The sequence below is a fragment of the Providencia sp. 2024EL-00732 genome (genome assembly GCF_044006275.1).
Taxonomy (GTDB): domain Bacteria; phylum Pseudomonadota; class Gammaproteobacteria; order Enterobacterales; family Enterobacteriaceae; genus Providencia; species Providencia huashanensis.
Genome location: NZ_JBIPDG010000006.1, coordinates 31,512 through 58,405 on the forward strand (window position 1 = coordinate 31,512; position 26,894 = coordinate 58,405).

At 39.7% G+C, this 26,894-nt stretch carries 25 protein-coding genes and 1 pseudogene; 9 read left to right on the forward strand and 17 right to left on the reverse strand.

The features are described from left to right. Positions 1 to 76: 76 nt before the first annotated feature. Both ACHB7C_RS11320 and fbpC read left to right on the forward strand, forming a co-directional pair. A complete protein-coding gene (locus ACHB7C_RS11320) occupies positions 77 to 2,155 on the forward strand; it encodes an iron ABC transporter permease (protein WP_042844677.1) in 2,079 nt (692 codons plus the stop codon). 16 nt (positions 2,156 to 2,171) lie between these two features. Then, the gene (fbpC, locus tag ACHB7C_RS11325; RefSeq protein ID WP_042844680.1) at positions 2,172 to 3,212 is read left to right on the forward strand and encodes a ferric ABC transporter ATP-binding protein; all 1,041 of its coding nucleotides are present in this window, start codon (positions 2,172 to 2,174) and stop codon (positions 3,210 to 3,212) included. A gap of 232 nt (positions 3,213 to 3,444) precedes the next feature. On the opposite strand, the gene ACHB7C_RS11330 is transcribed toward fbpC, so the two are convergent. The 6 genes from ACHB7C_RS11330 to ulaR all read right to left on the reverse strand — a co-directional run bounded on the left by ACHB7C_RS11330 (position 3,445) and on the right by ulaR (position 8,418). Then, complete coding sequence (locus tag ACHB7C_RS11330) at positions 3,445 to 4,317, reverse strand: DMT family transporter (protein ID WP_131680551.1); 873 nt, start codon at positions 4,315 to 4,317, stop codon at positions 3,445 to 3,447. Further along, on the reverse strand, positions 4,304 to 4,975 hold the full coding sequence (locus ACHB7C_RS11335) for a 2OG-Fe(II) oxygenase family protein (RefSeq protein ID WP_166686819.1): 672 nt from the start codon (positions 4,973 to 4,975) through the stop codon (positions 4,304 to 4,306). The genes ACHB7C_RS11330 and ACHB7C_RS11335 overlap by 14 nt, the downstream gene beginning before the upstream one ends. Next, positions 4,962 to 6,092 carry a HesA/MoeB/ThiF family protein gene (locus tag ACHB7C_RS11340; RefSeq protein ID WP_395347346.1) on the reverse strand — a complete coding sequence of 377 codons (1,131 nt, stop codon included), beginning with the start codon at positions 6,090 to 6,092 and terminating at the stop codon, positions 4,962 to 4,964. Before ACHB7C_RS11340 ends, ACHB7C_RS11335 begins: the two co-directional genes overlap by 14 nt. A gap of 48 nt (positions 6,093 to 6,140) precedes the next feature. Beyond that, positions 6,141 to 6,245, reverse strand: coding sequence for a pantocin A family RiPP (locus tag ACHB7C_RS11345; protein ID WP_071548218.1), 105 nt, complete (start codon positions 6,243 to 6,245; stop codon positions 6,141 to 6,143). A gap of 236 nt (positions 6,246 to 6,481) precedes the next feature. Beyond that, complete coding sequence (gene ulaG, locus ACHB7C_RS11350; protein WP_071548219.1) at positions 6,482 to 7,549, reverse strand: L-ascorbate 6-phosphate lactonase; 1,068 nt, start codon at positions 7,547 to 7,549, stop codon at positions 6,482 to 6,484. 113 nt (positions 7,550 to 7,662) lie between these two features. Beyond that, on the reverse strand, positions 7,663 to 8,418 hold the full coding sequence (gene ulaR / locus ACHB7C_RS11355) for an HTH-type transcriptional regulator UlaR (protein WP_042844690.1): 756 nt from the start codon (positions 8,416 to 8,418) through the stop codon (positions 7,663 to 7,665). Between the two features lie 392 nt (positions 8,419 to 8,810). Between ulaR and ACHB7C_RS11360 the strand changes: the two genes are divergently transcribed. Genes ACHB7C_RS11360 through ACHB7C_RS11375 form a run of 4 tightly spaced genes read left to right on the forward strand, consistent with a single transcriptional unit; the run spans position 8,811 to position 12,620 of the window. Then, positions 8,811 to 10,571: a PTS ascorbate-specific subunit IIBC gene (locus ACHB7C_RS11360; protein ID WP_042844692.1), complete on the forward strand. Its 1,761-nt coding sequence runs from the start codon at positions 8,811 to 8,813 to the stop codon at positions 10,569 to 10,571. A 56-nt stretch (positions 10,572 to 10,627) separates the two neighbouring features. Then, a complete protein-coding gene (locus ACHB7C_RS11365; protein WP_042844695.1) occupies positions 10,628 to 11,095 on the forward strand; it encodes a PTS sugar transporter subunit IIA in 468 nt (155 codons plus the stop codon). Between the two features lie 50 nt (positions 11,096 to 11,145). Then, entirely contained in the window at positions 11,146 to 11,976 is an 831-nt protein-coding gene (locus ACHB7C_RS11370) for a Cof-type HAD-IIB family hydrolase (RefSeq protein ID WP_048607865.1), read from the forward strand. Next, positions 11,973 to 12,620 carry a 3-keto-L-gulonate-6-phosphate decarboxylase UlaD gene (locus ACHB7C_RS11375; protein ID WP_210855634.1) on the forward strand — a complete coding sequence of 216 codons (648 nt, stop codon included), beginning with the start codon at positions 11,973 to 11,975 and terminating at the stop codon, positions 12,618 to 12,620. Before ACHB7C_RS11370 ends, ACHB7C_RS11375 begins: the two co-directional genes overlap by 4 nt. Before the next feature lie 76 nt (positions 12,621 to 12,696). Here the strand turns inward: ACHB7C_RS11375 and purL are convergent, their stop codons facing one another. After that, complete coding sequence (gene purL, locus ACHB7C_RS11380; protein ID WP_048607870.1) at positions 12,697 to 16,584, reverse strand: phosphoribosylformylglycinamidine synthase; 3,888 nt, start codon at positions 16,582 to 16,584, stop codon at positions 12,697 to 12,699. Between the two features lie 270 nt (positions 16,585 to 16,854). Between purL and mltF the strand changes: the two genes are divergently transcribed. Then, complete coding sequence (gene mltF, locus ACHB7C_RS11385; RefSeq protein WP_072035165.1) at positions 16,855 to 18,519, forward strand: membrane-bound lytic murein transglycosylase MltF; 1,665 nt, start codon at positions 16,855 to 16,857, stop codon at positions 18,517 to 18,519. A gap of 41 nt (positions 18,520 to 18,560) precedes the next feature. Here mltF and tadA read toward each other — a convergent pair whose 3' ends face one another. From tadA to ACHB7C_RS11400, 3 genes are all read right to left on the reverse strand, one after another. Next, entirely contained in the window at positions 18,561 to 19,052 is a 492-nt protein-coding gene (gene tadA, locus ACHB7C_RS11390; RefSeq protein WP_198860770.1) for a tRNA adenosine(34) deaminase TadA, read from the reverse strand. A 93-nt stretch (positions 19,053 to 19,145) separates the two neighbouring features. After that, positions 19,146 to 19,793 carry a leucine efflux protein LeuE gene (gene leuE / locus ACHB7C_RS11395; RefSeq protein ID WP_395347351.1) on the reverse strand — a complete coding sequence of 216 codons (648 nt, stop codon included), beginning with the start codon at positions 19,791 to 19,793 and terminating at the stop codon, positions 19,146 to 19,148. 315 nt (positions 19,794 to 20,108) lie between these two features. Beyond that, the gene (locus ACHB7C_RS11400; RefSeq protein ID WP_042844706.1) at positions 20,109 to 20,456 is read right to left on the reverse strand and encodes a hypothetical protein; all 348 of its coding nucleotides are present in this window, start codon (positions 20,454 to 20,456) and stop codon (positions 20,109 to 20,111) included. A 176-nt stretch (positions 20,457 to 20,632) separates the two neighbouring features. On the opposite strand from ACHB7C_RS11400, the gene ACHB7C_RS11405 reads away from it, so the two are divergent. Then, on the forward strand, positions 20,633 to 20,911 hold the full coding sequence (locus ACHB7C_RS11405; RefSeq protein ID WP_042844707.1) for a hypothetical protein: 279 nt from the start codon (positions 20,633 to 20,635) through the stop codon (positions 20,909 to 20,911). A gap of 132 nt (positions 20,912 to 21,043) precedes the next feature. On the opposite strand, the pseudogene ACHB7C_RS11410 reads toward ACHB7C_RS11405, so the two are convergent. After that, positions 21,044 to 21,243 (reverse strand): annotated as a pseudogene (locus ACHB7C_RS11410) (recombinase); the annotation flags it as partial. A gap of 301 nt (positions 21,244 to 21,544) precedes the next feature. Between ACHB7C_RS11410 and ACHB7C_RS11415 the strand changes: the two are divergent. After that, complete coding sequence (locus tag ACHB7C_RS11415) at positions 21,545 to 21,805, forward strand: YfhL family 4Fe-4S dicluster ferredoxin (protein ID WP_042844708.1); 261 nt, start codon at positions 21,545 to 21,547, stop codon at positions 21,803 to 21,805. Positions 21,806 to 21,888: 83 nt separating this feature from the next. Here the strand turns inward: ACHB7C_RS11415 and acpS are convergent, their stop codons facing one another. The 6 genes from acpS to lepB all read right to left on the reverse strand — a co-directional run bounded on the left by acpS (position 21,889) and on the right by lepB (position 26,891). After that, positions 21,889 to 22,275 carry a holo-ACP synthase gene (gene acpS, locus ACHB7C_RS11420; protein WP_395347354.1) on the reverse strand — a complete coding sequence of 129 codons (387 nt, stop codon included), beginning with the start codon at positions 22,273 to 22,275 and terminating at the stop codon, positions 21,889 to 21,891. Next, a complete protein-coding gene (pdxJ, locus tag ACHB7C_RS11425; RefSeq protein WP_042844710.1) occupies positions 22,275 to 23,006 on the reverse strand; it encodes a pyridoxine 5'-phosphate synthase in 732 nt (243 codons plus the stop codon). The genes acpS and pdxJ overlap by 1 nt, the downstream gene beginning before the upstream one ends. 291 nt (positions 23,007 to 23,297) lie before the next feature. Next, positions 23,298 to 24,026 (reverse strand): DNA repair protein RecO, encoded by a 729-nt coding sequence (gene recO / locus ACHB7C_RS11430; RefSeq protein ID WP_129466143.1) that lies wholly within the window; start codon positions 24,024 to 24,026, stop codon positions 23,298 to 23,300. Between the two features lie 11 nt (positions 24,027 to 24,037). Then, entirely contained in the window at positions 24,038 to 24,946 is a 909-nt protein-coding gene (gene era / locus ACHB7C_RS11435) for a GTPase Era (RefSeq protein WP_042844713.1), read from the reverse strand. Next, positions 24,943 to 25,623, reverse strand: a complete 681-nt coding sequence (rnc, locus tag ACHB7C_RS11440) for a ribonuclease III (protein WP_042844714.1) — start codon at positions 25,621 to 25,623, stop codon at positions 24,943 to 24,945. The genes era and rnc overlap by 4 nt, the downstream gene beginning before the upstream one ends. Before the next feature lie 302 nt (positions 25,624 to 25,925). Further along, positions 25,926 to 26,891 carry a signal peptidase I gene (lepB, locus tag ACHB7C_RS11445; protein ID WP_210814093.1) on the reverse strand — a complete coding sequence of 322 codons (966 nt, stop codon included), beginning with the start codon at positions 26,889 to 26,891 and terminating at the stop codon, positions 25,926 to 25,928. Positions 26,892 to 26,894: the final 3 nt, after the last annotated feature.

Below are 26,894 nucleotides of genomic sequence, written 5' to 3' on the forward strand. Positions count from 1 at the left end.
TTAATTAAGCTCAAAATAGTTTGTGTCATGGCTAAACACCCTGCTTACACAAAATATAATGAGCTTAGGGGGATCTATGTCTCAAACCCTAACACTGACACCGCCTAAAAAGCGAGATAGCACCTTTTTCTGGTTGTTATTAGCTTGGATTGGTTTTGCTTTGCTACCTTCTTGGAGCCTTGATTATGGCTTACTTGATTCTACGCAAGATGAAATCCTTGCCGCGTATGGTTGGAGCAGCTTAAACATTAGTTGGCTTTGGTATTTATTGCCTTCTATTTTATTTATTCGCCCGTTAACACCTGCGGATCGCTATCATAAAACTCGCCATTATTTGGATATTGGCATTGCAGTAGCAACGGTTGCTGTAGTCATTTTGACCTCTTATCTTGAAGGAAAAGGCTTAGGCTACTCTTCGATAGTGTTATTTATCGCCCTTGGCATGGTGATGACTCTCGCACTAACACGCCTTGAATGGCTTGGTGGCGACCAGTTTGTTATTGGTTCACTCATCACTGTTGTCACCCTGATTGCGCTGTTTATTGTTTTTCCGAGCGTGGCTATTTTTATTCCCATGTTCACCGATGGTAATGGCGATTTTGCTCCCTTTGCGTTTGTAGCGATTTTGACACAATCACATATTGTTCAAGTCATTATTAACTCAATCTTTTTATCATTGGCGGTTGGTGCTGGCTGTACCTTCTTTGGTTTAATTTTAGCTATTTACACCACTCGTATTGCGAAACGCTCCGCAATTATTGGCCGTATTTTCTCAATATTACCCATCGTAACTCCGCCATTCGTTGTCGGTTTGGGTGTTACGTTGATGATGGGGCGTTCTGGGTATATCACCGAATTTCTCGCGGCCTATATGGGGTTAGAAAATACCAACTGGTTATACGGTTTTACTGGTATTTGGCTAGCTCAAGTCCTCGCCTTTACCCCTATGTCATTTATGATTTTGGATGGGGCAATTAAAACTATTCATCCATCATTAGAAGAAGCTTCGTATACCTTACGAGCTAACCGCTACCAAACCTTTTTTAATGTGTTTATGCCATTACTGAAACCTGCACTGGCTAACGCATTCTTAATTGTCATCGTTCAGTCATTAGCCGATTTTAGTAACCCATTAGTGTTAGGCGGTAACTTCGATGTTCTAGCAACACAAATTTATTTTTATATCACAGGTTCTCAGCTCGATTATCAAGCAGCAAGTACCTTGGGTGCATCACTATTAGTTTTCTCACTATTAGTGTTCTGCGTTCAATATATGTGGATAGGTAAGCGTTCCTATGTCACTGTTTCGGGCAAATCGTATCGCGGTGATGTACAACCATTACCTGTGTCATTAATTGCTACTGTAACTACCTTCTTAGCTATTTGGGTTGCCTTTAACGTATTGTTATACGGTAGTATTTTCTATGGTAGCTTCACGGTAAACTGGGGCGTTGATTACACATTAACCTTCGATAACTTTATTAAGTTATTCGGTCAAGGTATGAGTGACGGCGCATGGCCATCCTTATTAGATACCCTTCTGTACGCGGGTATTGCTGCACCAATCACCGCCATACTCGGCTTGTTAATTGCTTATATCGTCGTTCGCCAAGATTTTCGTGGTAAAAAAACCATCGAATTTACCACCATGCTGTGCTTTGCCGTACCGGGAACAGTGGCTGGTGTGTCATACATTTTAGCCTTTAATGACTCGCCATTTTACTTAACTGGTACCGCAGCTATCGTCATTATATCGATGACCATGCGTAATGTTCCGGTCGGTATCCGTGCCGGTATTGCGGGCTTAGGACAAATTGATAAATCGTTAGATGAAGCCTCACTCAGCTTACGGGCAGGCTCCATGCGCACCATTTTCTTTATTCTGTTGCCATTACTGCGCCCTGCGATTTTATCGGCTTTGATTTATAGCTTCGTGCGAGCGATCACGACAGTAAGTGCCATTGTATTCTTGGTAACCCCCGATACTCGCGTAGCAACTGCCTACATTCTTAATCGTGTTGAGGATGGTGAATACGGCGTGGCAATTGCTTATGGTTCAATACTGATTGTCGTCATGTTGGCCATTATTTTCTTATTTGACTATTTAATTGGCGAAGCCCGTGTTTCACGTTCCAAAGCCAAAAATGCACAGTAATCATGGAGTAACTGACATGACACAACATAATTTTGTTGAATTAAAAAATGTGACTAAACGCTTTGGTACCAATACGGTCATCGACGATTTAAGTCTTTCTATTCCACAAGGTAGTATGGTGACCTTATTAGGTCCCTCTGGCTGTGGTAAAACCACGGTATTACGTTTAGTCGCAGGGTTAGAAAAACCCACAGAAGGACGGATGTTTATAGATGGTGAGGATGTTACCGATCGTTCAATCCAACAACGTGATATTTGTATGGTTTTCCAATCATATGCCCTATTCCCTCATATGTCGTTAGGGGACAACGTCGGTTATGGTTTGAAAATGTTAGGCTTACCTAAAGCTGAAATCAGAAAACGTGTTGACGAAGCACTAGAATTGGTTGATTTAGCTGGCTTTGCTGACCGTTTTGTTGACCAAATTTCTGGTGGCCAGCAACAGCGTGTTGCTTTAGCTCGTGCCTTGATCCTCAAACCTAAAGTGTTGTTATTTGATGAGCCATTAAGTAACTTAGATGCCAATTTACGCCGTAGCATGCGTGAAAAAATCCGTGAATTACAGCAACAGTTTAACATCACCTCGTTATACGTGACCCATGACCAAAGTGAAGCCTTCGCCGTTTCCGATATGGTTTTGGTGATGAACAAAGGGAAAATCATGCAATTAGGTTCTCCACAAGAACTGTACCGTCAGCCTGCCTCAAGGTTTATGGCCAGCTTTATGGGAGATGCGAATATTTTCCCTGCCACACTGACTCATGATTCAGTAAATATTTTTAATTATCACTTACCTCGCCCAGCACAACTAGCAACGGATAATACGGAAATCACTGTCGGTGTACGCCCTGAAGCTATCACGCTCAGCTTACAAGGTGACGATAGCCAACGCTGTACTGTCACTCATGTGGCTTATATGGGGCCTCAATATGAGGTCACTGTTGATTGGCATGGTCAATCCATGTTGTTGCAAATTAATGCCACACAATTGCAGCCAACAGTAGGGGAAAACCTTTATTTACAGATCCACCCCTATGGCATGTTTATTCTTGAGTAATGTTACACTCTTTAAATAATGCTTAATGTGGTTAGGCAACAGGTAAGTGAAATACCAGAGTAAAGTACAAGGAAGTAACCACGTTAAGAAGCATTAAAGACTAGCTTAGCTAACAACAGAATAACTTGGCATTTGTGAATAACTCGTCGCCCCTCCGCCCTTTAGGGTGGAGGAGTACGCAGCACCGATAGGAAGTTTAATCACTAAAAGCATGTAAGCCGTTATTTGAATATCAAACTTTATTTTTTTCTAAAAAAATAATTAACATACTTAAAAGAATAAATAACATACCGATTATCATTGAAATTGTCATAGACTCATCTAAAAGATAAGATGAGATCATGACACTAATGATTGGTGAAATAAGAATTGAGTATGATGACAGTTTAACACCGCCGTGCCCTATCATGTAATACCAAAGAATATAAACAATCACCCCATTAGCCAGCCCCATATAGATAATTGGAATATATACAGTCCAAAGAAATTCAGGATGTATATTACTCAATATGTTTACATCAACATCTAAAAATGGCATTAACAATACAAGAAAAATCAATGAGACTATATTTTGGTAAAATACTTTTGAAGTTAGGTTTATTTTTAAGACGATTTTTTCAGATAAAATGGTTCCTATCGCCCACATGAGTGCACTTAATAGAATTATCGCTTCGCCAATACTTATGCCAGATGGCGCTATAAATATAAAAATGCCACTAATACATAATAAAGACACAATTATTGAACGAAATTCAATGTGTTTATTCATTATGCTCAGCAAGAGTGTTGCCATTACTGGCATCGTATAAACAAGTACAGACGCCTTTACCGCTTCAGTATACTTTAACGCCAAACTATTTAATATAGGAACCAAAAAAACATTCAAAAAACCAAGTGGGATACTTTTTAAAAAGTATTGAATATTAAACCGATATCGACCAATAATGAAAAATACAAAACACAAAAAAACAACTGAAATAACTAATGAATAGATTCTAAAACCCCAAACACCTACTTGGTCAATTGCCAGTTTTGATATAGGAAATGCACTCCCCCATATTAATGACATTAAAGTAGCACAAAGAAGCACTTTAATTTTTTTCATTATACCTCACAACTAATGCCATTCTTTTGCTTATTTTATTAGATGTTACTGTAGAAACAAAATGTGGGATTTTTCTTTTTTTTGTGTCAAAAATTAAAATGTTTAGATATGATGGGATAAATGTTTCTAAAATTTCTTTTTTTTCGTTATCTAATATCATCGTTAACCCTCCATAGTTCGCTTCCCATTCCTTTGTTAAGTTAATCACGATGCCTATACCATCATCGGAGTCACAATGTGTAGTTAAAAAATCATTTTTATCAAACTTGCTTAAATATATGTTTGATATCATGTTTACTTTCTTTCCAGTTATACTCCATAAAAAATCTTTAAATTTAACATCATCAACAACCGCAATTAAATCAACTAAAATTATTTTAATTTCATCAAAGCATATTCTTCTAAATGAAAATGAAAACTCGCCATTATCTCTATCCTCAAATGCTATTGTTTTTTCATAATTGATACTCTCTATATCAGTGTCAGAAAGATAAAAATCGCTTACCCCTCGCCTATTTTTTATAATAAAACTCCATTTATCCTCTTCAATATTATTAATTAAATTTAAATTAACTTCAAATTCAGGAAAAAAATCTTTTATTGAAAAACTAGTATACCCATTACTTAAAAATTCTTTGTTATGCTTACTTATCCCCATTAAACAGATTCTCCTCTGAAAAACTCAAGTCCCTAAGTGAGATTGTAACTTTCCTTCCTTCCAATGAGATAGCATCATATTTAGTAATAACTTTAATTACTTGGTCAATCACTAACCCTGACATTACAGCTAGTGATGGTGAGCTTTGCCAAGCATTAACAGTTCTCACCCCATTTAAAAACTGTTGCTTCATTCTTGCTTCTTGAAACTCTTTCACTGTCGGGTCATCACTATAGAATGTTTTTTTAATTTGATGTTTAACATCAAAGTATGTTTTCCCTATTTGATTATTTAAATAAATAGGTCCTATGGATATTTCATGTGGGTCCCCACCAAGTTCAATGATAGGTATCGATTTATCAATAGCAACTTTGTGTATTACCTCCTCTAGCGTATTTTTTTTGTAGTAGCCTAAACTTGCCCATGCAAGTAAAATCATATCAACATTATTAAGTAAATCATTAATTCTATTTTCATTTGGCGTTAAAAATTCAAAAAACTTTTCTATTTTAGTGTGTTTATTATGCTTATATATTCCATTTTCAGCTGAGTCAACTTTTCTTTTTCCGATATCCTCCTCTGTATATAAGACTTGTCTATTTAGGTTTGATAATTCGACAATATCACCATCAACAATCCTTAACGTTCCAACCCCCATTAATGCAAGTTGTAATGAGCACCATGTTCCCCATCCACCCATTCCCAGCACTAAAACTCTGCTTTTTTTCAAACGTTCCTGATATCTTATCGATGATAAATTATCATTATCGACTAAAGAAAATTGTAATAATTGACGATCGTACAATTCAATCTCTCTAGAAGAAAGTAATTCGGATGAAATAATATTATCTTCAACTAAACCACATGATATCATTTTTTGAATAAAATCTATGACTTCATATTCTTCAACATTTAAGTTTCTATTTAACAGTTCCTTTATTATTCTAGGTAATGTATGTTCTCCATCTAATTTAGACAATACGACTTTTACCCATTCAGGGGGGGACTTAATTATTTTAGCCTTACTAGGGATCTCACCAATACAAATATTTCCATTATCAGATTCAATAACATGATGAGAACGCTTTATCATTGGTTTTGTTATTCCGTTATACATATTCACACCTCCATTAAAATGCCGCCGTGGACGGCATTTTTTCAATCTTTACGACTCTAATATAACTTCTTCATCTTCATTATACATCGCAATTTCTTCGCTAATTGAAGATATACGCTCAGTTAAATCATGTAATATTATTTCATTTTCCATATTTTCACCTAGAATAAATGTAATTTTAATTAAATATTATCCACATTGATAACATTAAGATTAAAAATGATTAAATTAAGACAGTCAATATCAATAGAGAAACAAAAAAACTAACCATATAACAATAAAAAATACTGATAATTCATATTATTTAAATATATGCATGCTATTTTAAACCTCATAAAAAAACCAGCGCTTAAGTCTCCTTAAACGCTGGTTTTTAATAGCAGGATTAATTATAAGAATGCTTTATATGGCAGTTCAGGTTCATTTTTAAAAATATCATTAAAGCCACGGAAATGCTGATAATGTATGCGGTCTTTATCTGTTGGGTAAGTATACTTACCACCTACCTGCCAGAAAAACGGCGCAAATTTGTATTGTAAACGCTCTTTTTTCATATTCCATAAAACTTCTATTTCACGTGGGTCATTTTGGAAGTTGGCCCAAATATCATGGTGGAATGGAATAACTCGCTCGCAATCAAGTGACTCCGCAGCACGCAAAATATCAGATGAAGTCATTTTGTCCGTGACTCCACGGGGGTTCTCTCCAAAAGAAAGCAATGCCACGTCAATATTATAACGGTTACCATGTGCTGCGTAATAATTTGAATAGTGAGAATCACCTGAGTGATAAATAGAACCACCTGTTGTTTCAATTAAATAATTCACCGCACGGTAATCCATACCATCTAGGATTTCTTTATCATAAGAAGACACGCCTTGCGGTAGCGTAACCAGTGCTGTACGGTCGAAAGAATCGAGTACACGAATTTTCATGTCTCCGACTTCAATCACATCCCCCACCTTTGCCACAACACAACGCTCTGTAGGAACGCCCCATTTGGTCCATAAATCAACACAAGCTTGCGGGCCAATAAATTTAACGTGTTCACCGCAATTTTGTAATACTGCGGCTGCGACATTGACATCAATATGGTCGGCATGGTCATGGGAGGCTAATACCGCATCAATTTGTTTAATTGCAAATGGGTCGAGAGGAAAAATAGAGGTTCTTAGGTTAGGCTGTAATGCTTCTACCCCTCCCATGCGCATCATTTGGTGTTGCTTATTCATCAACGGATTTTTCTGCGTTTTTTTACCTGTCCCACACCAAAAATCGATAGAAATATTGGTATTACCTGCACTTTTCAGCCAAATTCCTGTACAGCCTAACCACCACATTGAGAATGTGTTTGGCTCAACAGCCGTTTTTTCAATTTCTTCATTCAACCAAGTTCCCCACTCAGGAAACGTACTTAAAATCCAAGATTCACGTGTGATTTCATTTACTTTACTCATAGTATTAATACCTTTTTCCAGAATTTTGAATGTAGGGAGCTTGGCGCCTTAATAGAGCATTAAGGCACTTAGCAAGATAGGATTAAATTCAATAAACCAAATATATGAAGGAATTAGACCAGTATGACCCGTGTTCCCTGTGCTTCAATGGCTTTAATAACTTCAGGGTTAGCGTTTTTTCCAGTAATTAAAACATCAATTTTATTTGCTGGGCAAAAGAGCATTCCTGTTCGATGCCCCACCTTAGAACTGTCAACCACCACCACGAGCTTATCGATTTGGTCAAGCATCTGTTGTTCAGCCACCGCCGTTAACATATCCGCTTTATACAAGCCGGCCTCTGTTAAGCCTTTGCCCGATGTAAACATCCAGTTACCTGCATAACCCATTAAGCTGTTCAGAGCTGGGTTTAAAAAAATATTTTGTGCCTTGTTGTACTGGCCACCAATTAAAATAACATCGTCGTGGTCTTGGTCTATTAAATAGCTTGCTAGCGGAAAATAATTGGTCACTATCTGTACGTTTTTCCCGCACAATTGCTGCCCAAGAAGGAACGCTGTTGAACCGCAGTTAATTACCGCGCTCTCACCGGGTAAACAGATTTCTGCCGCCTTAACCGCTATTTGTGATTTTTCCTCGTAGTGGTCAGTACTGTTAATATTTAACGGTGTCCACTTACGCTTTTTATTTTCAATTCTTTCTGCACCATTACGGACTTTTCGTAACTTACCTTGCTCATCTAACTTAGAAATATCGCGACGAGCCGTTGCAGGAGACACATTAAAGTGATCGGTAATATGAGAAACGTTGATCACCCTATTTGTTTCTAATAAAGACAATATTTCATTGTGTCTTTGCACTTCATTCATAACTATCGTCCTATTAATAAGTAATCACCCTATGATTAAGTTTGATTACTTGTGATTGGTTTTGATTCTATTTATCTCGCTATTAGTTGTCAACCTTTGTCGCAACAAAAAACAAATATTTACTATGAATAAAAAAAACAATATTGATTTTATTGGTATTTTTAAATTTTACGTGATCAAGTCGCCATTTATTTATTTTTTTGCTGGTAAAAAAACAGACAAATGCAAACAATCATAAAAGATCAGACGGTGATTACATATGATTACTTTTGGTTTTTTAACGACATTTTATAGGTTTAAAATGATTATATCGCAAGAACACCAGATACGATCAATATGATTAATCTCTACCCCATATAAATTACAAAAACAATTTGATTAGAGGTAAAAATATGGATTTTTTATACGACGCTTTCTATATTTTTTACAGCCAGGTAATGACAAAAGCGCCTCTATTATTAGGCTTAGTCACTTTTATTGGTTACTGGCTTTTGAAGCGTGACGGTACCACAATTCTTAAAGGAACAATCAAAACCATTGTCGGCTTTATGTTAGTCAGTGTTGGTGCCAGTACTCTGGTCTCCAGCTTCAAACCCGTGATTGAAAAAATGTCTGAATATCATGGCCTCACCGGTTCAGTCATTGACCCTTATACCTCCATGATGGCCACTATGGAAACCATGGGGGATGACTATTCATGGGTGGGTTATACGGTATTGTTAGCACTTGCACTTAACATCCTACTGGTACTCTTTCGCCGTATTACCGGTATCCGCACCATCATGCTGACGGGACATATCATGTTCCAGCAAGCAGGATTGATTGCTGTTTTCTATTTTGTACTTGGCGCAAGTATGTGGGAAACCATTATCTACTCTGCGGTTTTAATGGCGTTATATTGGGGGATTTCCTCCAATATTATGTTTAAACCTACGCAGGAAGTCACTGGTGGGGCTGGTTTCTCAATTGGCCACCAGCAACAATTTGCCTCATGGATAGCCACTAAAGTCGCACCAAAATTAGGAGATAAAAAAGACAGCGTAGATAATTTAAACTTACCAAAATGGTTACACATCTTCCACGATAGTATTTCTGCAACAGCGATTGTGATGACCTTGTTCTTTGGGGTTATCCTGATTTCCTTCGGCATTCCAAACCTACAATCAATGGCAGGCACAACACACTGGACCATCTATATTATTGAGACTGGGCTAAAATTTGCGGTAGCCATTCAAATTATTGTAACCGGCGTGCGTATGTTTGTGGCTGAATTATCGGAAGCTTTTAAAGGTATTTCAGAACGAGTGATCCCAAATGCAGTGCTCGCGATTGACTGTGCGGCTATCTACGCCTTTTCACCAAATGCAATGGTATTTGGCTTTATGTGGGGGGCAATTGGCCAATTTGTTGCCGTACTCGGTATGCTGGCATTTAGCTCCCCTATTATGATTATCCCAGGCTTTATCCCGATGTTTTTCTCAAACGCCACTATCGGTATTTTCGCTAACCACTTTGGGGGCTGGAAAGCCGTGATGAAAGTATGTTTTGTCATGGGAGTCATAGAAATATTAGGCTCGGCATGGGCGATTGATTTGATTAACCGCCAAGGCACTGATTTCAGCGGCTGGATGGGTATGGCCGACTGGGCATTAGCCTTCCCTGTTATTATGCAAGGGTTATCATTTTCAAAAATGTTTTTCTTTGTTGTCGTGGCGTTAGCCGTTGTCTATATGTACTTTGCGGCTAAAAAACTACGCGCAGAGGAAGATGCACAAGCCGCTTTAGGGCCTATTACTGAGCTAGAAGAAACTGAAGAACCACCCGAAGCTACATTTGAAAACCCCAGTGTTAAACCCGTTAGGATTTTAGCCGTTTGCGGTAATGGACAAGGTTCATCAATGATGATGAAAATGAAAATTGGTCAATACCTTGAGAAAAAAGGCATTCCCCATGTAATGGACTCCTGCGCAGTATCTGACTATAAGTCAAAATTAACGGCAACAGATATTATCGTTTCTTCAAAACACCTAAGTGCTGAGATGGACCCAGGTGAAGGCAAGTTTGTTTTAGGCGTACAAAATATGCTCAATCCACATTCGTTTGGTGATGAACTGCTCAGTATTATTCATACTAATTTTCTAGCAAATAAATAGCATCACTGAGGAATTATGACCTTAAATGTTCATTTAATATTAAAAGGAAGACAATGATGGGGTTTAAACAGTCATTAATTGATAATAATTCAATCCAGCTACAAGCATCCGCAACCAACTGGCGTGATGCCATTAAAATCGGTACGGATATGCTGGTCGCTTCTGGCGCAATCAAACCCGCCTACCATGATGCGATTATCAGTAGCGTCGAAAAACTCGGTCCTTACATTTGTATCGCGCCCAATCTCGCACTTCCCCATGCTAGGCCTGAAGATGGTGTGATCCGCACGGCTTTTGCCCTTGTCACATTAGAAAGCCCCATTATTTTTGATGGGGAAGAGGAACCCGTCGATGTGCTGATCACTCTTGCTGGCAGTTCATCAGATGAACACATGGAAGGCTTAATGGAAGTCACTCGCGTTCTTGATGATGAAGACAGTGAAACAGGCGTTGACCTCAATAAATTGCGCCGCTGTCGAACGATTGATGATGTTTATCAGGTTATTGATCAAGCATTATGCTAATTTAATGATAACAAAAGAAAATCACTAATTAGCTATAGAGGTAATCCACTATGTATAAAGTATTAGCACTTGATTTGGATGGCACCGTACTCACTCAGGATCACACAATTCACCCTGAAGTCAGACAAGCCATTCAGGCAGCAACAAAGCAATGTCACGTTATGATTGTAACGGGACGCCATCATACCGCTGCTCGCCCTTATTATGATGAGCTAGGGCTAACCACGCCTATTATTTGTTGCAATGGTACTTATATCTATGATTACCAAAACGAAAAAGTTATCACGCACAATGCACTCACCAAACAAAATGCACTCACTTTTATCGAACTCGCGCAACAAGACAAGCTGAAAATGGTGATGTATATCACTGATGCCATGGTGTATTCAAAAGTCGATCCTATCGATTACATGAATGCAATGGAGCAATGGGCTAACGACCCAACAATGGCCCATCCACCCAAAATTTATCGTATTGATTCATTTGAAGAACAAGTCCAGCACGCTGACTATATTTGGAAGTTTGTTGTCGAAGGTGAACCCGCTACATTACAACGTTTCTTGAATTCCCCTTGGATAAAACAAACTTTTAATGCAGAAAAGTCATGGTCAAACCGTTTCGATTTCGCCGCTAAAGGCAATAATAAAGGAATACGTTTAGCTGAACACCTTAACTCTCTGGGGTATCAACCAAACCAAGTTATCGCTGTCGGCGATAATCACAACGATATCTCCATGATTGAGCTAGCGGGCTTAGGAGTTGCAATGAAGAATGCCGATGATACCGTGAAATCCCACGCAGATGTCGTTTGTGCTACAGATAACAATGGTGATGGCCTTGCGCGTTTGATACGTGAAAATATTCTAGGACAATCACAATGACCAAACCTTTGATCCAAATTGCATTAGACCAAACTGACTTACAATCCGCTTTAAACGTCGCTGAAAATGTGCACTCCTTTGTCGATATTATTGAAGTAGGAACAATTTTAGCCTTTGCGGAAGGAATGAATACCGTTGCCACGTTACGCAAACAATACCCAAACCATATTATTGTTTGTGATATGAAAACTACCGATGGCGGTGCCATTCTTTCCCGTATGGCCTTTGAGGCTGGTGCAGATTGGATCACCGTTTCCGCGGCTGCTCATATCGCCACTATCGCCGCCTGTAAAAAAGTCGCCGATGAATTTAACCGGGAAATCCAAATCGAAATCTATGGTAATTGGACATTTGAAGATGCTAAAAACTGGGTTGAACTTGGTATCTCACAAGCCATATACCACCGGTCTCGTGATGCTGAACTCGCTGGTATTGGTTGGACTAACGAAGATATTGAAAAAATGCGTCAGCTTTCTGACCTTGGGCTAGAACTGTCTATCACTGGCGGTATCGTTCCTGAGGATATCCACTTATTCAATGGCATCAAAGCGAAAGCGTTTATCGCTGGGAGAGCCTTAGTTGGTGAAACAGGGAAGCAGACCGCAGAAGCATTGCGTGAACAAATCAATCGCTTTTGGAAATAGTGTTTTCGCCCCCACTCGCTAAAAAAACAGGCCAGAAGAAAAATCAACTGGCCTGATAAACAACCTTAATTAACTATTAACCTAATTGTTTACGTGCATTACGGAAAATTCGCATCCATGGGCTATCTTCTCCCCAGTTTTCAGGGTGCCATGAGTTACTCACCGTACGGAAAACACGCTCTGGGTGAGGCATCATAATAGTGGCTCGCCCATCTTTTGTGGTAACCGAAGTGATCCCATTAACTGACCCATTCGGGTTAGCTGGATACTGCTCAGTCACTTGACCATAATTATTCACAAAACGCATGGCTACTAGCCCATTGTCTTCTAACTGCTGTAAATGTGCCGCACCACGAGCCTCTACCTGCCCCTCGCCATGAGAAACCGCTATCGCCATGCGAGAGCCAGCCATATTTTGCAGCAATAATGACGGGCTATTCGCAATTTCAACTAAACTAAAGCGGGCTTCAAAACGTTCTGAACGGTTACGAACAAAACGTGGCCAGTACTCTGCTCCTGGGATCAGCTCATGTAAGTTTGACATCATTTGGCAACCATTACAGACCCCTAAGGATAAGGTATCAGGACGATTAAAGAATGCCGCAAACTCATCACGAACTTTATTATTGAACAAAATTGATTTTGCCCAACCCTCCCCCGCCCCTAATACATCACCATAAGAGAAGCCGCCACAAGCTACCAGTGTTTGGAATTGACTCAGGGATAAATTCCCCGCTAACAAGTCACTCATATGAACATCAACCGCATCAAAACCTGCACGGTCAAAAGCGGCTGCCATTTCAACATGAGAGTTAACACCTTGTTCGCGCAATACCGCCACTTTTGGACGTACACCTGATAAAATATATGGCGCGGCGACGTCATCTTCAATATCAAAAGTCAGATGAGCATGTAAACCAGGGTCTTGGTCATCTTGTTTCATCGCGTGCTCTTCATCAGCACACACTTCGTTATCACGCAGACGTTGCATTTGCCATGTTGTTTCAGCCCACCATTGGCGCAGTTGGCTACGAGAGCCATGATAAACCACCGTATCGCGACTATTAATTATCACCGCATCATCTTGCGTCGCCGTCCCCAAATAATGAACACAAGAGGCCAAGCCAGCCTGAGCAAAGCATTCTTCTACATAAGATTTATCCGCGCCATTAATTTGGATCACAGCTCCAAGTTCTTCATTGAATAACGCGGCAAGAGTGTCTTCATCGAATGAGCTAATATCAACATTGATCCCACAGTGCCCTGCAAAAGCCATTTCCGCTAATGTGACAAACAAACCGCCATCTGAACGGTCGTGATAAGCGAGTAATTTTTGCTCTGATAATAATTTCTGCACAGTATTAAAGAAGCCGAGCAGCAACTCAGGGCTGCGTACATCAGGGGCTTTGTTGCCTAATTGGCGATAAACCTGTGCGAGTGCAGAACCACCTAATGCATTGTGGCCTTGACCAAGGTCAATCAATAATAATGCGTTATCTGTCGATGTTTTTAATTCAGGAGTCACTGTTAAACGCACATCTTCTACACGTCCAAATGCAGTGATCACCAATGAGAGTGGTGACGTCATTTCACGTTCCTCACCCTCATGCTGCCAACGTGTTTTCATTGACATTGAGTCTTTACCAACAGGGATGGTTAACCCTAATGCAGGGCAAAGCTCTTCACCGACGGCTTTAACCGCTTCATATAACCCAGCATCTTCCCCTGGATGCCCTGCTGCCGCCATCCAGTTTGCTGACAATTTGACGCGTTTTAAATCTTGAACGTAAGAACAGGCGATATTTGTTAACGCTTCACCGACAGCCATACGTGCAGAGGCCGCGAAATCTAATAGTGCTACCGGCGTTCTTTCGCCGATAGACATCGACTCACCATAGTAGCTATCTAAGCTTGCTGTTGTTACTGCGCAATCTGCAACAGGGATCTGCCATGGCCCGACCATTTGGTCGCGAGCGACCATCCCGGTAACGGTACGGTCACCAATCGTAATTAAGAACGTTTTCTCAGCCACCGCAGGTAAATGAAGTACACGTTTAACCGCTTCATTTAGGTTAATCGTTGTTCTATCTAATGCATCGGCTTCTGCTTTCAGGGTTTTCACATCCCTAAGCATTTTCGGCGTTTTACCCAGCAGCACATCCAACGGCATATCAATAGGTTGATTATTAAAATGCTGGTCATTTAGCGTTAAATGGCGTTCTTCTGTTGCTTCACCAATCACTGCAAATGGCGCACGCTCACGCTCACAAATTGCCGTAAATACAGGAAGCTGTTCTGGTGAAACCGCCATAACATAGCGTTCTTGTGACTCATTACACCACACTTCTAATGGGCTCATTCCCGGCTCATCATTGAGGATTTTACGCAGTTCAAAGCGACCTCCACGGCCCCCATCACTGACTAGCTCAGGCATAGCATTTGACAGACCACCAGCGCCCACATCATGAATAAATAAGATTGGGTTATCATCACCAAGCTGCCAACACCTATCGATAACCTCTTGGCAGCGACGCTCCATCTCTGCATTATCACGTTGCACGGAGGCAAAATCTAAATCAGCATCGGATTGACCTGACGCCATAGATGATGCAGCACCTCCCCCTAAACCAATATTCATGGAAGGGCCGCCAAGTACTACTAATTTAGCACCTACGGTGATCTCACCTTTTTGAACATGGTCCGCTCGGATATTACCAATACCGCCCGCTAGCATAATTGGTTTGTGGTAGCCTCGTAATTCTTCACCATTATGGCTGTTAACTTTTTCTTCATAGGTACGGAAGTAACCCAATAACGCAGGACGGCCAAACTCATTATTAAATGCCGCCCCCCCAAGAGGCCCTTCCATCATAATGTCCAGCGCAGTAACAATCCGCTCAGGTTTACCGAAATCCTCTTCCCATGGCTGTTCAAAGCCCGGAATTCGTAAGTTAGAAACAGAAAAACCAACTAAGCCTGCTTTTGGTTTTGCACCACGACCTGTGGCCCCTTCATCACGAATTTCACCACCAGACCCTGTTGCAGCACCAGGCCACGGAGAGATTGCCGTTGGGTGGTTGTGTGTCTCTACTTTCATTAAAATATGTGCATCTTCTTGATGATAACGATAAGTGCGCCCTTCTGGATCAGGGAAGAAGCGGCCAACTGATGAGCCTTCCATTACCGCAGCATTATCTTTATATGCAGATAAAACGTGATCAGGTGTTTTCTCAAAGGTATTTTTAATCATTTTAAACAGCGATTTCGGCTGTTCTTCACCGTCAATAACCCAATCTGCGTTAAAAATTTTATGGCGGCAGTGTTCTGAGTTTGCTTGTGCAAACATATATAATTCAACGTCTGTTGGGTTACGCTTCAAGCCTGTAAAAGCATTTAGCAGATAATCTATTTCATCATCAGCCAATGCTAACCCCATTTCTTTATTTGCTGTTTCTAATGCAAGGCGTCCACCAGCAATAATATCAACCACTTTCATGGGAGCTGGTTGTTGCTGCGCAAACAACGCACTGGCTTGTTCAAAAGAAGAAAAAATAGTTTCCATCATGCGGTCATGCAAAATAGTGATTACATCATGCCATTGTTCTTGGGTTAAGTTGTCCCCTTGAACATAGTAAGCAATTCCGCGTTCAATACGTTTCACTTGAGTAAGACCGCAGTTATGCGCGATATCCGTTGCTTTAGAAGACCATGGAGAAATCGTCCCCGGACGTGGGGTCACTAGAATCAGCTTACCGAATGGGTCATGCTCCGCCAGAGAAGGACCATACTTTAACAAACTGCTCAGTTTGCCTTGCTCACTTTCACTTAACGGCGCTGACAGCTCAGCAAAGTGCATATATTCAGCATAAATATCCGTAACAGGGAGCTGTTTTTCTGCGAACAGCGCCAAAAGGCGGGTAATACGAAATGCTGATAGAGCAGGTGAACCACGCAAAATTTCCATAGTCTTAATTTCTCTCTTTTAAACGCCAGCCCTGAACATGAAAGCAGGGAAACCGAAGGACATTATAGAGCAATGTTCATCAATACGAAACCGTTTGCGTGATTAAAAATGAAGCGGTTAGTTAAATATTATTATGTGCTAAATACGATAATATAGGTTGCACCGATCTTGATTGTTGAGCAAAATAGCCAACCACTGGAATTATAACCATTACTTAGCCATACTCTTTTTAGGTATACCAGCACCAGTTAATGCACGAGAAACTATTATTTGAATAACTTAAAAGTTAACTATCTAATCATCCTAGTTATCACGCTACTGGCTACAATGGTCATTGGTTTTAACGTCCGTTGGCCAAATACACAAGATTCACAAATTAATAGAATTATATCTCAAGGTGAATTACGTATTAGTGCTGTTAGCTCACCACTTATCTATATAGATGAGCAAAAACAGTTGCGCGGATTTGACTATGAACTCGCCCAAGGGTTTGCCTCATATCTTGGTGTTAAACTAAAAATCACCATTCGCCCAAATTTTGAGCAGATTTTTGATGATCTTGAAAATGGGGATGCAGATATCGCTGTCGCTGGGCTACTTTATAATAAAGAAAGGTTAGCAAAAACTAAAACTGGGCCAAGTTACCTTAATGTCACCCAGCAACTCGTATATAGAAAGGGAACCACGAGGCCAAAATCTTTCAATGATATTGATGGCAAACTACTGGTCACCTCTGGTACCGCCCATGCTAGCACGCTAAAGGAGCTTGCTAAGGAATACCCAAATCTAAAATGGGAAGAAACATCTCAATATACTACAAATCAAATACTTGAGATGCTAGCTGATGGTGAAATCGATTATACACTAGAAGATTCTATCGCCATCGCTTTACAGCAGCGCATCCATCCTCAAATTGCTGTCGCTTTTGACCTATTAGATGACCATGCTGTTACCTGGTATATGCGACGTAGTCAAGAAAATAGCTTAGATGCCGCATTACTGGACTTTTTCAATCTCAGCAATGAAAGTGAATTATTAGCACGGTTAAATGAAAAGTATTTTAGCCACGTAGAGTCATTCGATTACTTTGATACCATGGCATTTATTAAAGCTATCGATAATAAACTACCTGACTACCAACCTTTATTTGAAAAATATGCCCAAGAGATAGATTGGAAACTACTCGCAGCAATTGCATGGCAAGAATCTCACTGGGACCCCCTTGCAACTTCTCCTACCGGGGTTCGTGGCTTAATGATGTTAACAAAACCAACGGCAGCAACGATGGGAATTGCCGATAGGTTAGACGCAGAAGAAAGTATTAAAGGCGGTGCTGCTTATATTGCTTATATAATGGACCGGTTACCCGAAACCATCGCAGAAGATGACCGAATTTGGTTCGCTCTTTCAGCTTATAATATGGGATATGGCCATATGCAGGATGTGCGTAAACTAACGGAAATGCTAGGTGGGGACCCAAATCGGTGGTTTGATGTTAAAGCACGGTTACCATTACTGACCCAAAAGAAATATTATTCACAGCTAACCTATGGCTATGCTCGTGGACATGAGGCTTATCGCTATGTTGAAAATATTCGTCGATATCATCAAAGCCTAGTCGGTTATTTGCAAAGCCGAGAAAGAAAACAACATACGCTTGATATTGCTCAAAAGTCATTAACTTACTTGATTTCGCCTGATAACTTAAAAACTACAGGGGCTAACCCAACTGAAAATCAGTCACCTATTACAGAAAAAGTTAGCATTAAAAACCTGGGGGCGATGAGCTCCTCTAACCAAACACCTAAAATCCATAACATGGAAAAGCTATCCTTAGGCCATTATTTGATTTCGCCTTATTCATTACAAGATGAAACAGAGACTGATAACCCAGTGCCAGTTCCACCACTTAAATCCCCAGATAACCCGCTTTAAACCTACGAATTAATAGCAAATCGGATAGTGAAATAACACCGTTAACTCTGTTGACGCTTTTGTGCTTTTTTCTGCTCTCTGCGCATTTTAAAAAAAGTACTAAGCATTGAAGAACACTTTTCGGCTAAGACTCCGCCAGTCACATCCACATAATGATTTAACCCAGCTTGCCCCATAATATTAATATATGAACCACAAGCCCCTGTTTTAAAATCTTTAGCGCCATACACGACACGACCAATTCGGCTGTGAATTATCGCCCCTGCACACATGATGCAAGGCTCTAATGTGACATATAATGTGGTATCTAATAAACGGTAATTGCTCAGAGCTTGCCCTGCTTGTTGCAAAGCAATAATTTCAGCATGAGCTGTCGGGTTGTGGTCAATAATGGAACGATTCCAGCCTGAAGCAATTAGTTGATTATCTTTAACAAGTAACGCCCCCACCGGGATTTCGCCTATCTCTTGCGCTTTCAACGCTAGCTCTAGGGCTTGTTGCATCCAAAACTCATCAATTTCTATTTGCGTCACTCTTACCTCTGTTCAATACATTTTATGTATTGATTATCCCGAAATGTTAGAGTGACTGCAATTTGAAATAGTCGACACCCGTATCATCTTCAGCTAATTGCTAAAAATAGCTAATTTTGCGGCAAACCCCATGAAGAACGCCCCAACCGTACAGTTTCCTAACTTCGCCAGCACTTGTTTTTCACGTAAAAAACGCGCAATTAAGTAACCACTAAAAATCAGTAAACTCAGATATAAAAAACTAACAGCTTCCAAAATGGTGGCTAATACCAAGTAAGGTACCCATGCATGAGAATAATTAAAATCTATAAACTGAATAAAAAATGAAATATAAAATAAAATGGCCTTAGGGTTAGTTAAACTGAGTACTAAAGCCCGAGTGAAATATTTCTCAGCTTTAATTTCTATCGTACTTTGTTCAGAAGACATTGATTTCTTTTGTAAAAAATTGGCATACAAAATTTTGCAGCCTAAATACAATAAATAAGCAGCCCCTAAGTAACGAACAATGGTGAATAGAGTCGGTGATGCTTTAATCAGTGATGCGACACCAATAAAAGAAAGGAAAATCAGGATTGCATCCCCAGTAAATACCCCTATTGCAGCGCGGTACCCTGCTCGAGTACCATGTGATGTACTTGTTTTTAATACATAAAGCGAGTTTGGCCCCGGTACAATGATAATTAATATTAACCCTGCCAAATACGTCCAAAAATTCAATACACCTAGGTTTTCAAACATAGCCATACCCTAATAATTTTTTATTATTACTACCATAACTTTTGTTATCTGAAAATATTTATTCAAGTGAATGTTATCGGTAAATATTAATCACTTAATTTTCTTTTACATTCAAGGTTAATAATTCAACTCAATTTTTATCAGCAATTTAATCGGCGATATATCAATAACTACTTCATGCATAACAAGTTATTTAGGGGAGGTCGTTCCTCATAATTAATAACTTTAGCCACTTCGTCAGATAAAGGAGCATAGATTATGAGTAAGCAGTCCCTCAAATTTGAGTGAAATACCTGACAGCAGGTAAGGGCTAAATTACTTGTACATTGCTTCATTTATAGTACCGGACACATTGTCCAGATCAATACAATTGAATGTTAGTGTTCTATCCTCCATCAACACCCTAATAGAATATAACTTCTCCATTGAAGCCCCTATTTTCTGTGGATACACAGCATAAGGTATTAATTGTTCTTTTTGCCACTCTTTGCAAGATTTAAAATCACCTAGCCCTTTAACTTTTATGAGTTGCTTATAAGGGCTTACTACTTCTGGCTTTTTATTGTTATCTAACATCGCCTGTAGTTCATCCAAGCTGTAGGTAGTCGCCATTACAGACGATTGAAAACATATGAACAACACAACTGCTAGTATCCTTTTCATCTCACACCATCCCATTAATTAATTTCAGTGATGTTAGCGTAGAGGAAATGCAAATTGAAGCAAACCTGCCGAGTTTCGCTAGACACACTTAAACTAACTACCTTTACATAACTTGTAACCCATTTAACCTTCATTTGATAGCATCCCGTTTTATACATCACAATGGAGTGTTTTTTATGCGCAAATATATTGCACCTTTAGCTGTAATTTCAGTCACACTATCTACGTTCGCTATGGCCAATTCCATACAAACTTCATCTGAATCGGTAGAAGTCAAAGAGGGTGTTATCAATGCTCCTGAAATCACTATCAAATTAAACGGGAAGCAATCTAGCAATGAACCACAGGAAAAAATTATTGTAGAAGCTGATTCTATCGAAATTGTCGATGGAGAACTTCGAGCTAAAGGCGCTAAGTTATATGAGCAGGATAAGAAAATAGAATCGAATAAATAATTTATTGCTCAAGCTAGCTAGATCATCTATGGCTTGGGCAACAAAAACCTGCCAAAGCAGGTTCACTTTATCTTTTAGTCTTGCCAACATTATTCTGATTAGTTTTGTTTTTTCTCACACAATTGACAGAGACTCGCCTAACTTACTACCTTTTAAATTCATCTGTTTCAGAAGCTCCGCATATATAGTAACCTTACCTGCTTTACTGAAATCAATGCATAGATAGTGTGATTCTTCGTATTTAGATCGACGTAGCTTGTTAAGATGATTTAAAATGATTTTAGCGGCAGTAATACAAACCTCATGTGTGTACTTGTATAAGTGGGCTTGCATGGCTACTAGCGCAGTAAAGCACCTAAATATTCATCAACTGATGGTGATTTTAAGTTTTGTATTGCTTTATCCGACATTACTGACATTGAAATGTCCCTATATAACAAAGCACTCTACTTTAAGTGCACTCACTAGGTATTTTCTAAGCTATAAAAAGGGATGCGTTGAGTTTTGTGTTACGAATTTAGATTTTTCAATATGAAATATACTGTATAAAATCACAAATACCAGACGAAAGTAACGAATAAGTGCAAGGTATAAGTTGCTAATTATTAACTTATTTAAGTGTAAATTATTGATATGTCATTATTAATTACTAAAAAATGTATCAACTGCGATATGTGTGAGCCAGAATGCCCAAATGATGCAATTTTTATGGGCGATGAAATTTATGAAATTGACTCCAGCCTGTGTACTGAATGCGTAGGCCATTATGACAAACCTACGTGTCAATCTGTCTGCCCGATAACAAACACAATCATCACCGACCCTCAACATATTGAAACTGAAGAACAGTTATGGGACAAATTTGTTGCAATTCACCACGCTGATAAAATTTAACCCCAATTAACCTCCCCTCGCTATTGAGCTTTAATGCTTAGAAAGCTGCCAGTAGATTTTCTGGCAGCTAGGCATAGCATTATTTAACGATTACTTTCAATAATGACTGTAGCAGCGGCATAGTGGCGTTCGTCTGTAATCGAAACATGGAAATGTGTTGCTTTTAAGCTACCTGCAAGTTCCAGCGCAGCGCCATTTAAGTTAAGTAATGGCTTACCCAATTTATCATTTGTCACTTCGAATTGGGTAAATGCTAAACCATTGCGTATTCCTGTGCCTAATGCTTTTGCAGCAGCCTCTTTGACTGCAAAACGTTTTGCCAAAAAACGCGCTGGCTTTGATTGTTTTTGGTATTGAACGAACTCGCTTTCTGTCAGTATCCTGTTCGCTAGGCTGTCACCTGTGCGTTCAATTGCAGACTCAATGCGTGCTATTTCAACAATATCTGTACCTAACCCTACAATCGCCATTATTTACGCGCTTCTAATAATATTTTTTTCATATCAGCAACGGCTTGTGCTAACCCGCTAAATAAAGCACGACCAATGATTGCATGACCAATATTTAGCTCATAAATTTCCGGTAATTGGGCAATACGCTGAACATTATGGTAAGTCAACCCGTGACCTGCATTCACTTTAATACCTTTACCTGCGGCATATACCACACCATCACGAATACGACGAAATTCTAACTCTTGCTCTTGTTCTGTTTTCGCATCTGCATAAGCCCCAGTATGGATCTCAATAAATGGTGCCCCACACTCTTGTGCCGCATCGATTTGCTCGTGATCTGCATCAATAAATAATGAAACTAAAATACCCGCTTCAGAAAGGCGCTTAACGGCATCAGCTATTTTTTGTTTTTGACCTGCGACATCCAAGCCACCTTCAGTGGTGACTTCTTCACGTTTTTCAGGGACTAAGCAACAAAATGCAGGTTTAATACGGCAGGCTATCTCAACCATTTCATCCGTTACTGCCATTTCAAGATTCATTCGAGTTTGAATGGTTTCATTTAAAAGGGCGACATCTCTATCGGTAATATGGCGACGATCTTCACGTAAATGCACCGTGATGCCATCAGCCCCTGCTTGCTCAGCGACAAAAGCAGCTTGTACAGGGTCGGGATATTGAGTGCCTCTTGCATTCCTAACAGTTGCAATGTGGTCAATATTTACACCTAACAAAAGCTCAGCCATTTTTTTCTCCCAATAAATAAACGATAACAAACAACTCTCCCTTCTATCCTACTGTAATTTGCCGTCTTGAGGGAATAAATCTCTCATCATTCGAGGTGAATTCCAGCTTAATTGCCCTATTTCAATGGTTACACTTTTATTTTGCGAAGCGCTTCGTAGAATTTTATTGAAATGATAAATTCACGTTGTTCAAAGCGAAGACTTTCAGTAAAAATAATAAAAAAGGGGCGAATAACCATAATCAATATATTTAATATATGGGGTCATTCAATCATTAAAATAACAATATATTTAATTGGGCTTATTCTGCACTTTAGGCGAGTAGGTAAATTGGCGAAATAGCTCGCGGCTTTTTAAGGGCTTTCCACCTAAGTAGGGTTTAAGGGCAATGCGAGTGAAGCGTTTGGCTGCTTTCAATGTATCAGCATCTGGGAATTCTCTACTAGCCAGTGCTTTAAGTTGCTTACCTGTGAAACTGAGCTGGTCAATAATTAAACTACCAATAAAACCTTTTTCTTCACGGTAACGGTAAGTCATAGTATCGGAAACTGGCTCTCCACTGCCTGCACAGTGTAGAAAATCCACCCCATAACCAAGGTAGGAAAGCAGTGCCAATTCAAATTGGCGTAAAGCAAATTCTGGGGTCTGTTCACTTGCTGCGAGTATTTGCAAACAGGAAAGGTAATCAAAAAATAAGGCTGAATAAGGTGTGCCAAATTCTAATACTCGAGCGGTTAATTCATTAAGGTATAAACCGCTATATAAAACCGTCCCCGTTAAAGGTAAAGCCAAGGAAACAGGGTCAGCATTAATGAGTGTTTTGATTTCACCTTTGCCTCCCCAACGGATCAGCAAAGGTGTGAAAGGCTGTAAACAGCCTCTTAATGGTGAGCGGTTACGGCGAGCACCTTTCGCAAGCAAGCGAATTTTCCCTTCACCTTCAGTGAAAAAATCAAGTAATAAGCTTGTCTCACTGTAAGGCCTTGAATGGAGTACAAACGCACGTTGCCAACCACTCATTCTGCCACCAATTATTTGAGGTCGTCGACATAACCAAGGCTGCGCAATGCTCTTTCGTCATCAGCCCAACCAGATTTAACTTTAACCCAAAGCTCAAGGTGTACTTTATTATCAAACATTCTTTCCATATCAATACGTGCTTCAGTACCAATGGTTTTCAGTTTGCTACCTTTGTTACCAATCACCATTTTCTTCTGGCCTTCTCGCTCAACCAGAATCAACCCATTGATATGATATATACCCGAATCCGTCACTTTAAATTGTTCAATTTCTACAGTCACTGAGTATGGCAATTCATCCCCAAGAAAACGCATTAGCTTTTCACGGATGATTTCCGATGCCATAAAACGCTGGGAACGGTCGGTGATATAGTCCTCAGGGAAATGGTGAGTCGCTTCAGGTATATGTTGCTTCACAATCTTAGCAATTGTATCTACACCCGTGCCTTTCTCCGCACTGATAGGAACAACATCCAAAAAGTTCATTTTCTGGCTAATCATACCGATATGCGGCAACAATATCGTTTTATCGACCACATTATCAATTTTATTGATCGCTAAAATAACAGGGCAACGTAAGCTAGATAGCTTAGTCAATACCATTTCATCATCAGGCGTCCAATTAGTGCCTTCAACCACAAAAATAACTAATTCCACGTCACCAATTGAGCTCGATGCGGCTCGATTCATTAAACGGTTAATAGCTCGTTTTTCTTCAATATGTAACCCTGGAGTATCTACATAAATAATTTGGTAATTATCTTCTGTATGGATCCCCATAATACGATGGCGAGTCGTCTGAGGCTTTCTCGATGTAATCGAAACTTTTTGCCCCAGTAATTGATTTAATAATGTTGATTTACCAACATTTGGCCGCCCAACTATAGCCACAAAGCCACAGTGGGATTGTAATTCACTCATTCAAGCTCCAAAATTTTCAATGCTTGCTCTGCGGCGGCTTGCTCTGCTTTACGGCGACTTGACCCAACCCCATTAATAGGCTGTTCAATACCGCTGACTTGACAGTGGATCGTAAATTCTTGATCGTGAGCTTCACCTTTTACCTGAACAACTAGATAGTTAGGTAATGGTAAATGACGCCCTTGCAGATATTCTTGTAACCTTGTTTTCGGGTCTTTTTGTTTATCACCCGGACTGATTTCATCCAGTCTACTTTGATACCAATCTAAAATAATTCTTTCGATCGTTTGAATATCACTATCTAAAAAAATACCACCGATCAGTGCTTCAACAGTATCAGCAAGGATAGATTCGCGACGAAACCCACCGCTTTTTAATTCCCCCGGCCCTAAACGCAAGCATTCACCGAGTTCAAATTCACGGGCAATTTCCGCTAATGTATTTCCACGCACAAGTGTTGCTCGCATTCGGCTCATATCACCTTCATCCACTTTAGGGAAACGATGATATAAGTCATTTGCAATAACAAAACTTAATATTGAGTCCCCTAGAAATTCTAGGCGCTCATTGTGTTTGCTGCTTGCGCTTCTATGTGTTAAGGCTTGGATTAATAACTCATTTTGATTGAATTGATAACCAAGCTTACGCTGTAATCTTTCTAGTAAAGAGGGGTTCATGTGCGCCCAACCATTTTTATTTGATAAAAAAGCACACGCAACAGACCTGTAAAATAAGCCATTTTACAAAACTGTTGCGTTTGCACTGACTCCCGAGTCAACCCACATTTTATACAGCTCAGTAGAACTAATTATAAAATACCATTAGTTACCATGCATTATAAAGGAGGGTTAATAATTGGAGAGCCAATAATATTAATTAAACTATATTGTACACTGGGTAAAATAATAATGCTTCGGATTATGCGGATTTTCAAATGAAAACCCGCACAACCACCGTTTGGCAGATCCAATTAATAAGATTATAGTGGACCAATTCGGCTAAAGCGAATACCTGTAGGCCATTCGTTTTCTTGTTTATCCAAACTTAACCAAATAAACACAGCTCGACCAACTAGGTTTTCTTCAGGAACAAAGCCCCACATACGGCTATCTGAACTGTTGTCCCTATTGTCACCCATCATAAAATAATGCTTTTCAGGCACAATCCATTCATTCTTTGGCATACCCGGTTGCAAATACCTTGCTTCAGTAATAGCTTGGCGAATAATTAGGATTTGATGCTCAACGGTGCCTAATTTTTCGCTACGCTCATACTGGCGCAGTGCATTTCTAGGTAATGCTTCGTCCAATGGGATTTCATAATTACCCTTTTGGCTGTCAACAACAGAATCAACATCAAAAAACATCGTCCATTCACTCGGTGCCAATGGACCATAAGTAATAGGGAGTTTTTCCGTGCACTTGTTATCAGCACAATTTGGGTAAATAGTCAGTTCTTTCGCATCTGGGTTATAAACGATTTTATCCCCAGGCATACCAATCACACGTTTTACAAAATCAACATTTGGATCTTTCGGGTATTTAAATACCGCAATATCACCACGTTTAGGTTTACCAGTTTCGATTAATGTCGTCTGCGTAACTGGGTCTTTTAGCCCATAAGCAAATTTCTCAACCAACATAAAGTCGCCAACTAATAAAGTTGGCATCATTGACCCTGAAGGTATTTGGAATGGCTCATAAATAAATGAGCGGACAACCAGCACAATAGCTAACACAGGGAAAATAGATGACCCTGTTTCAAGCCATGAAGGACGGCGAACTGCATTCGCAACATCCGCTTCACTCACTGCACCGTTAGTCGCATCCTGTAATTGCTTTAGCTTCGCTTTACGAGCAGGTGCAAATTTAAACTTGTCTAAACACCATATAATCCCTGTGATTAATGTTGCCAGTGTTAGGATCAAGGCAAAGGTGTTAGCCATTGA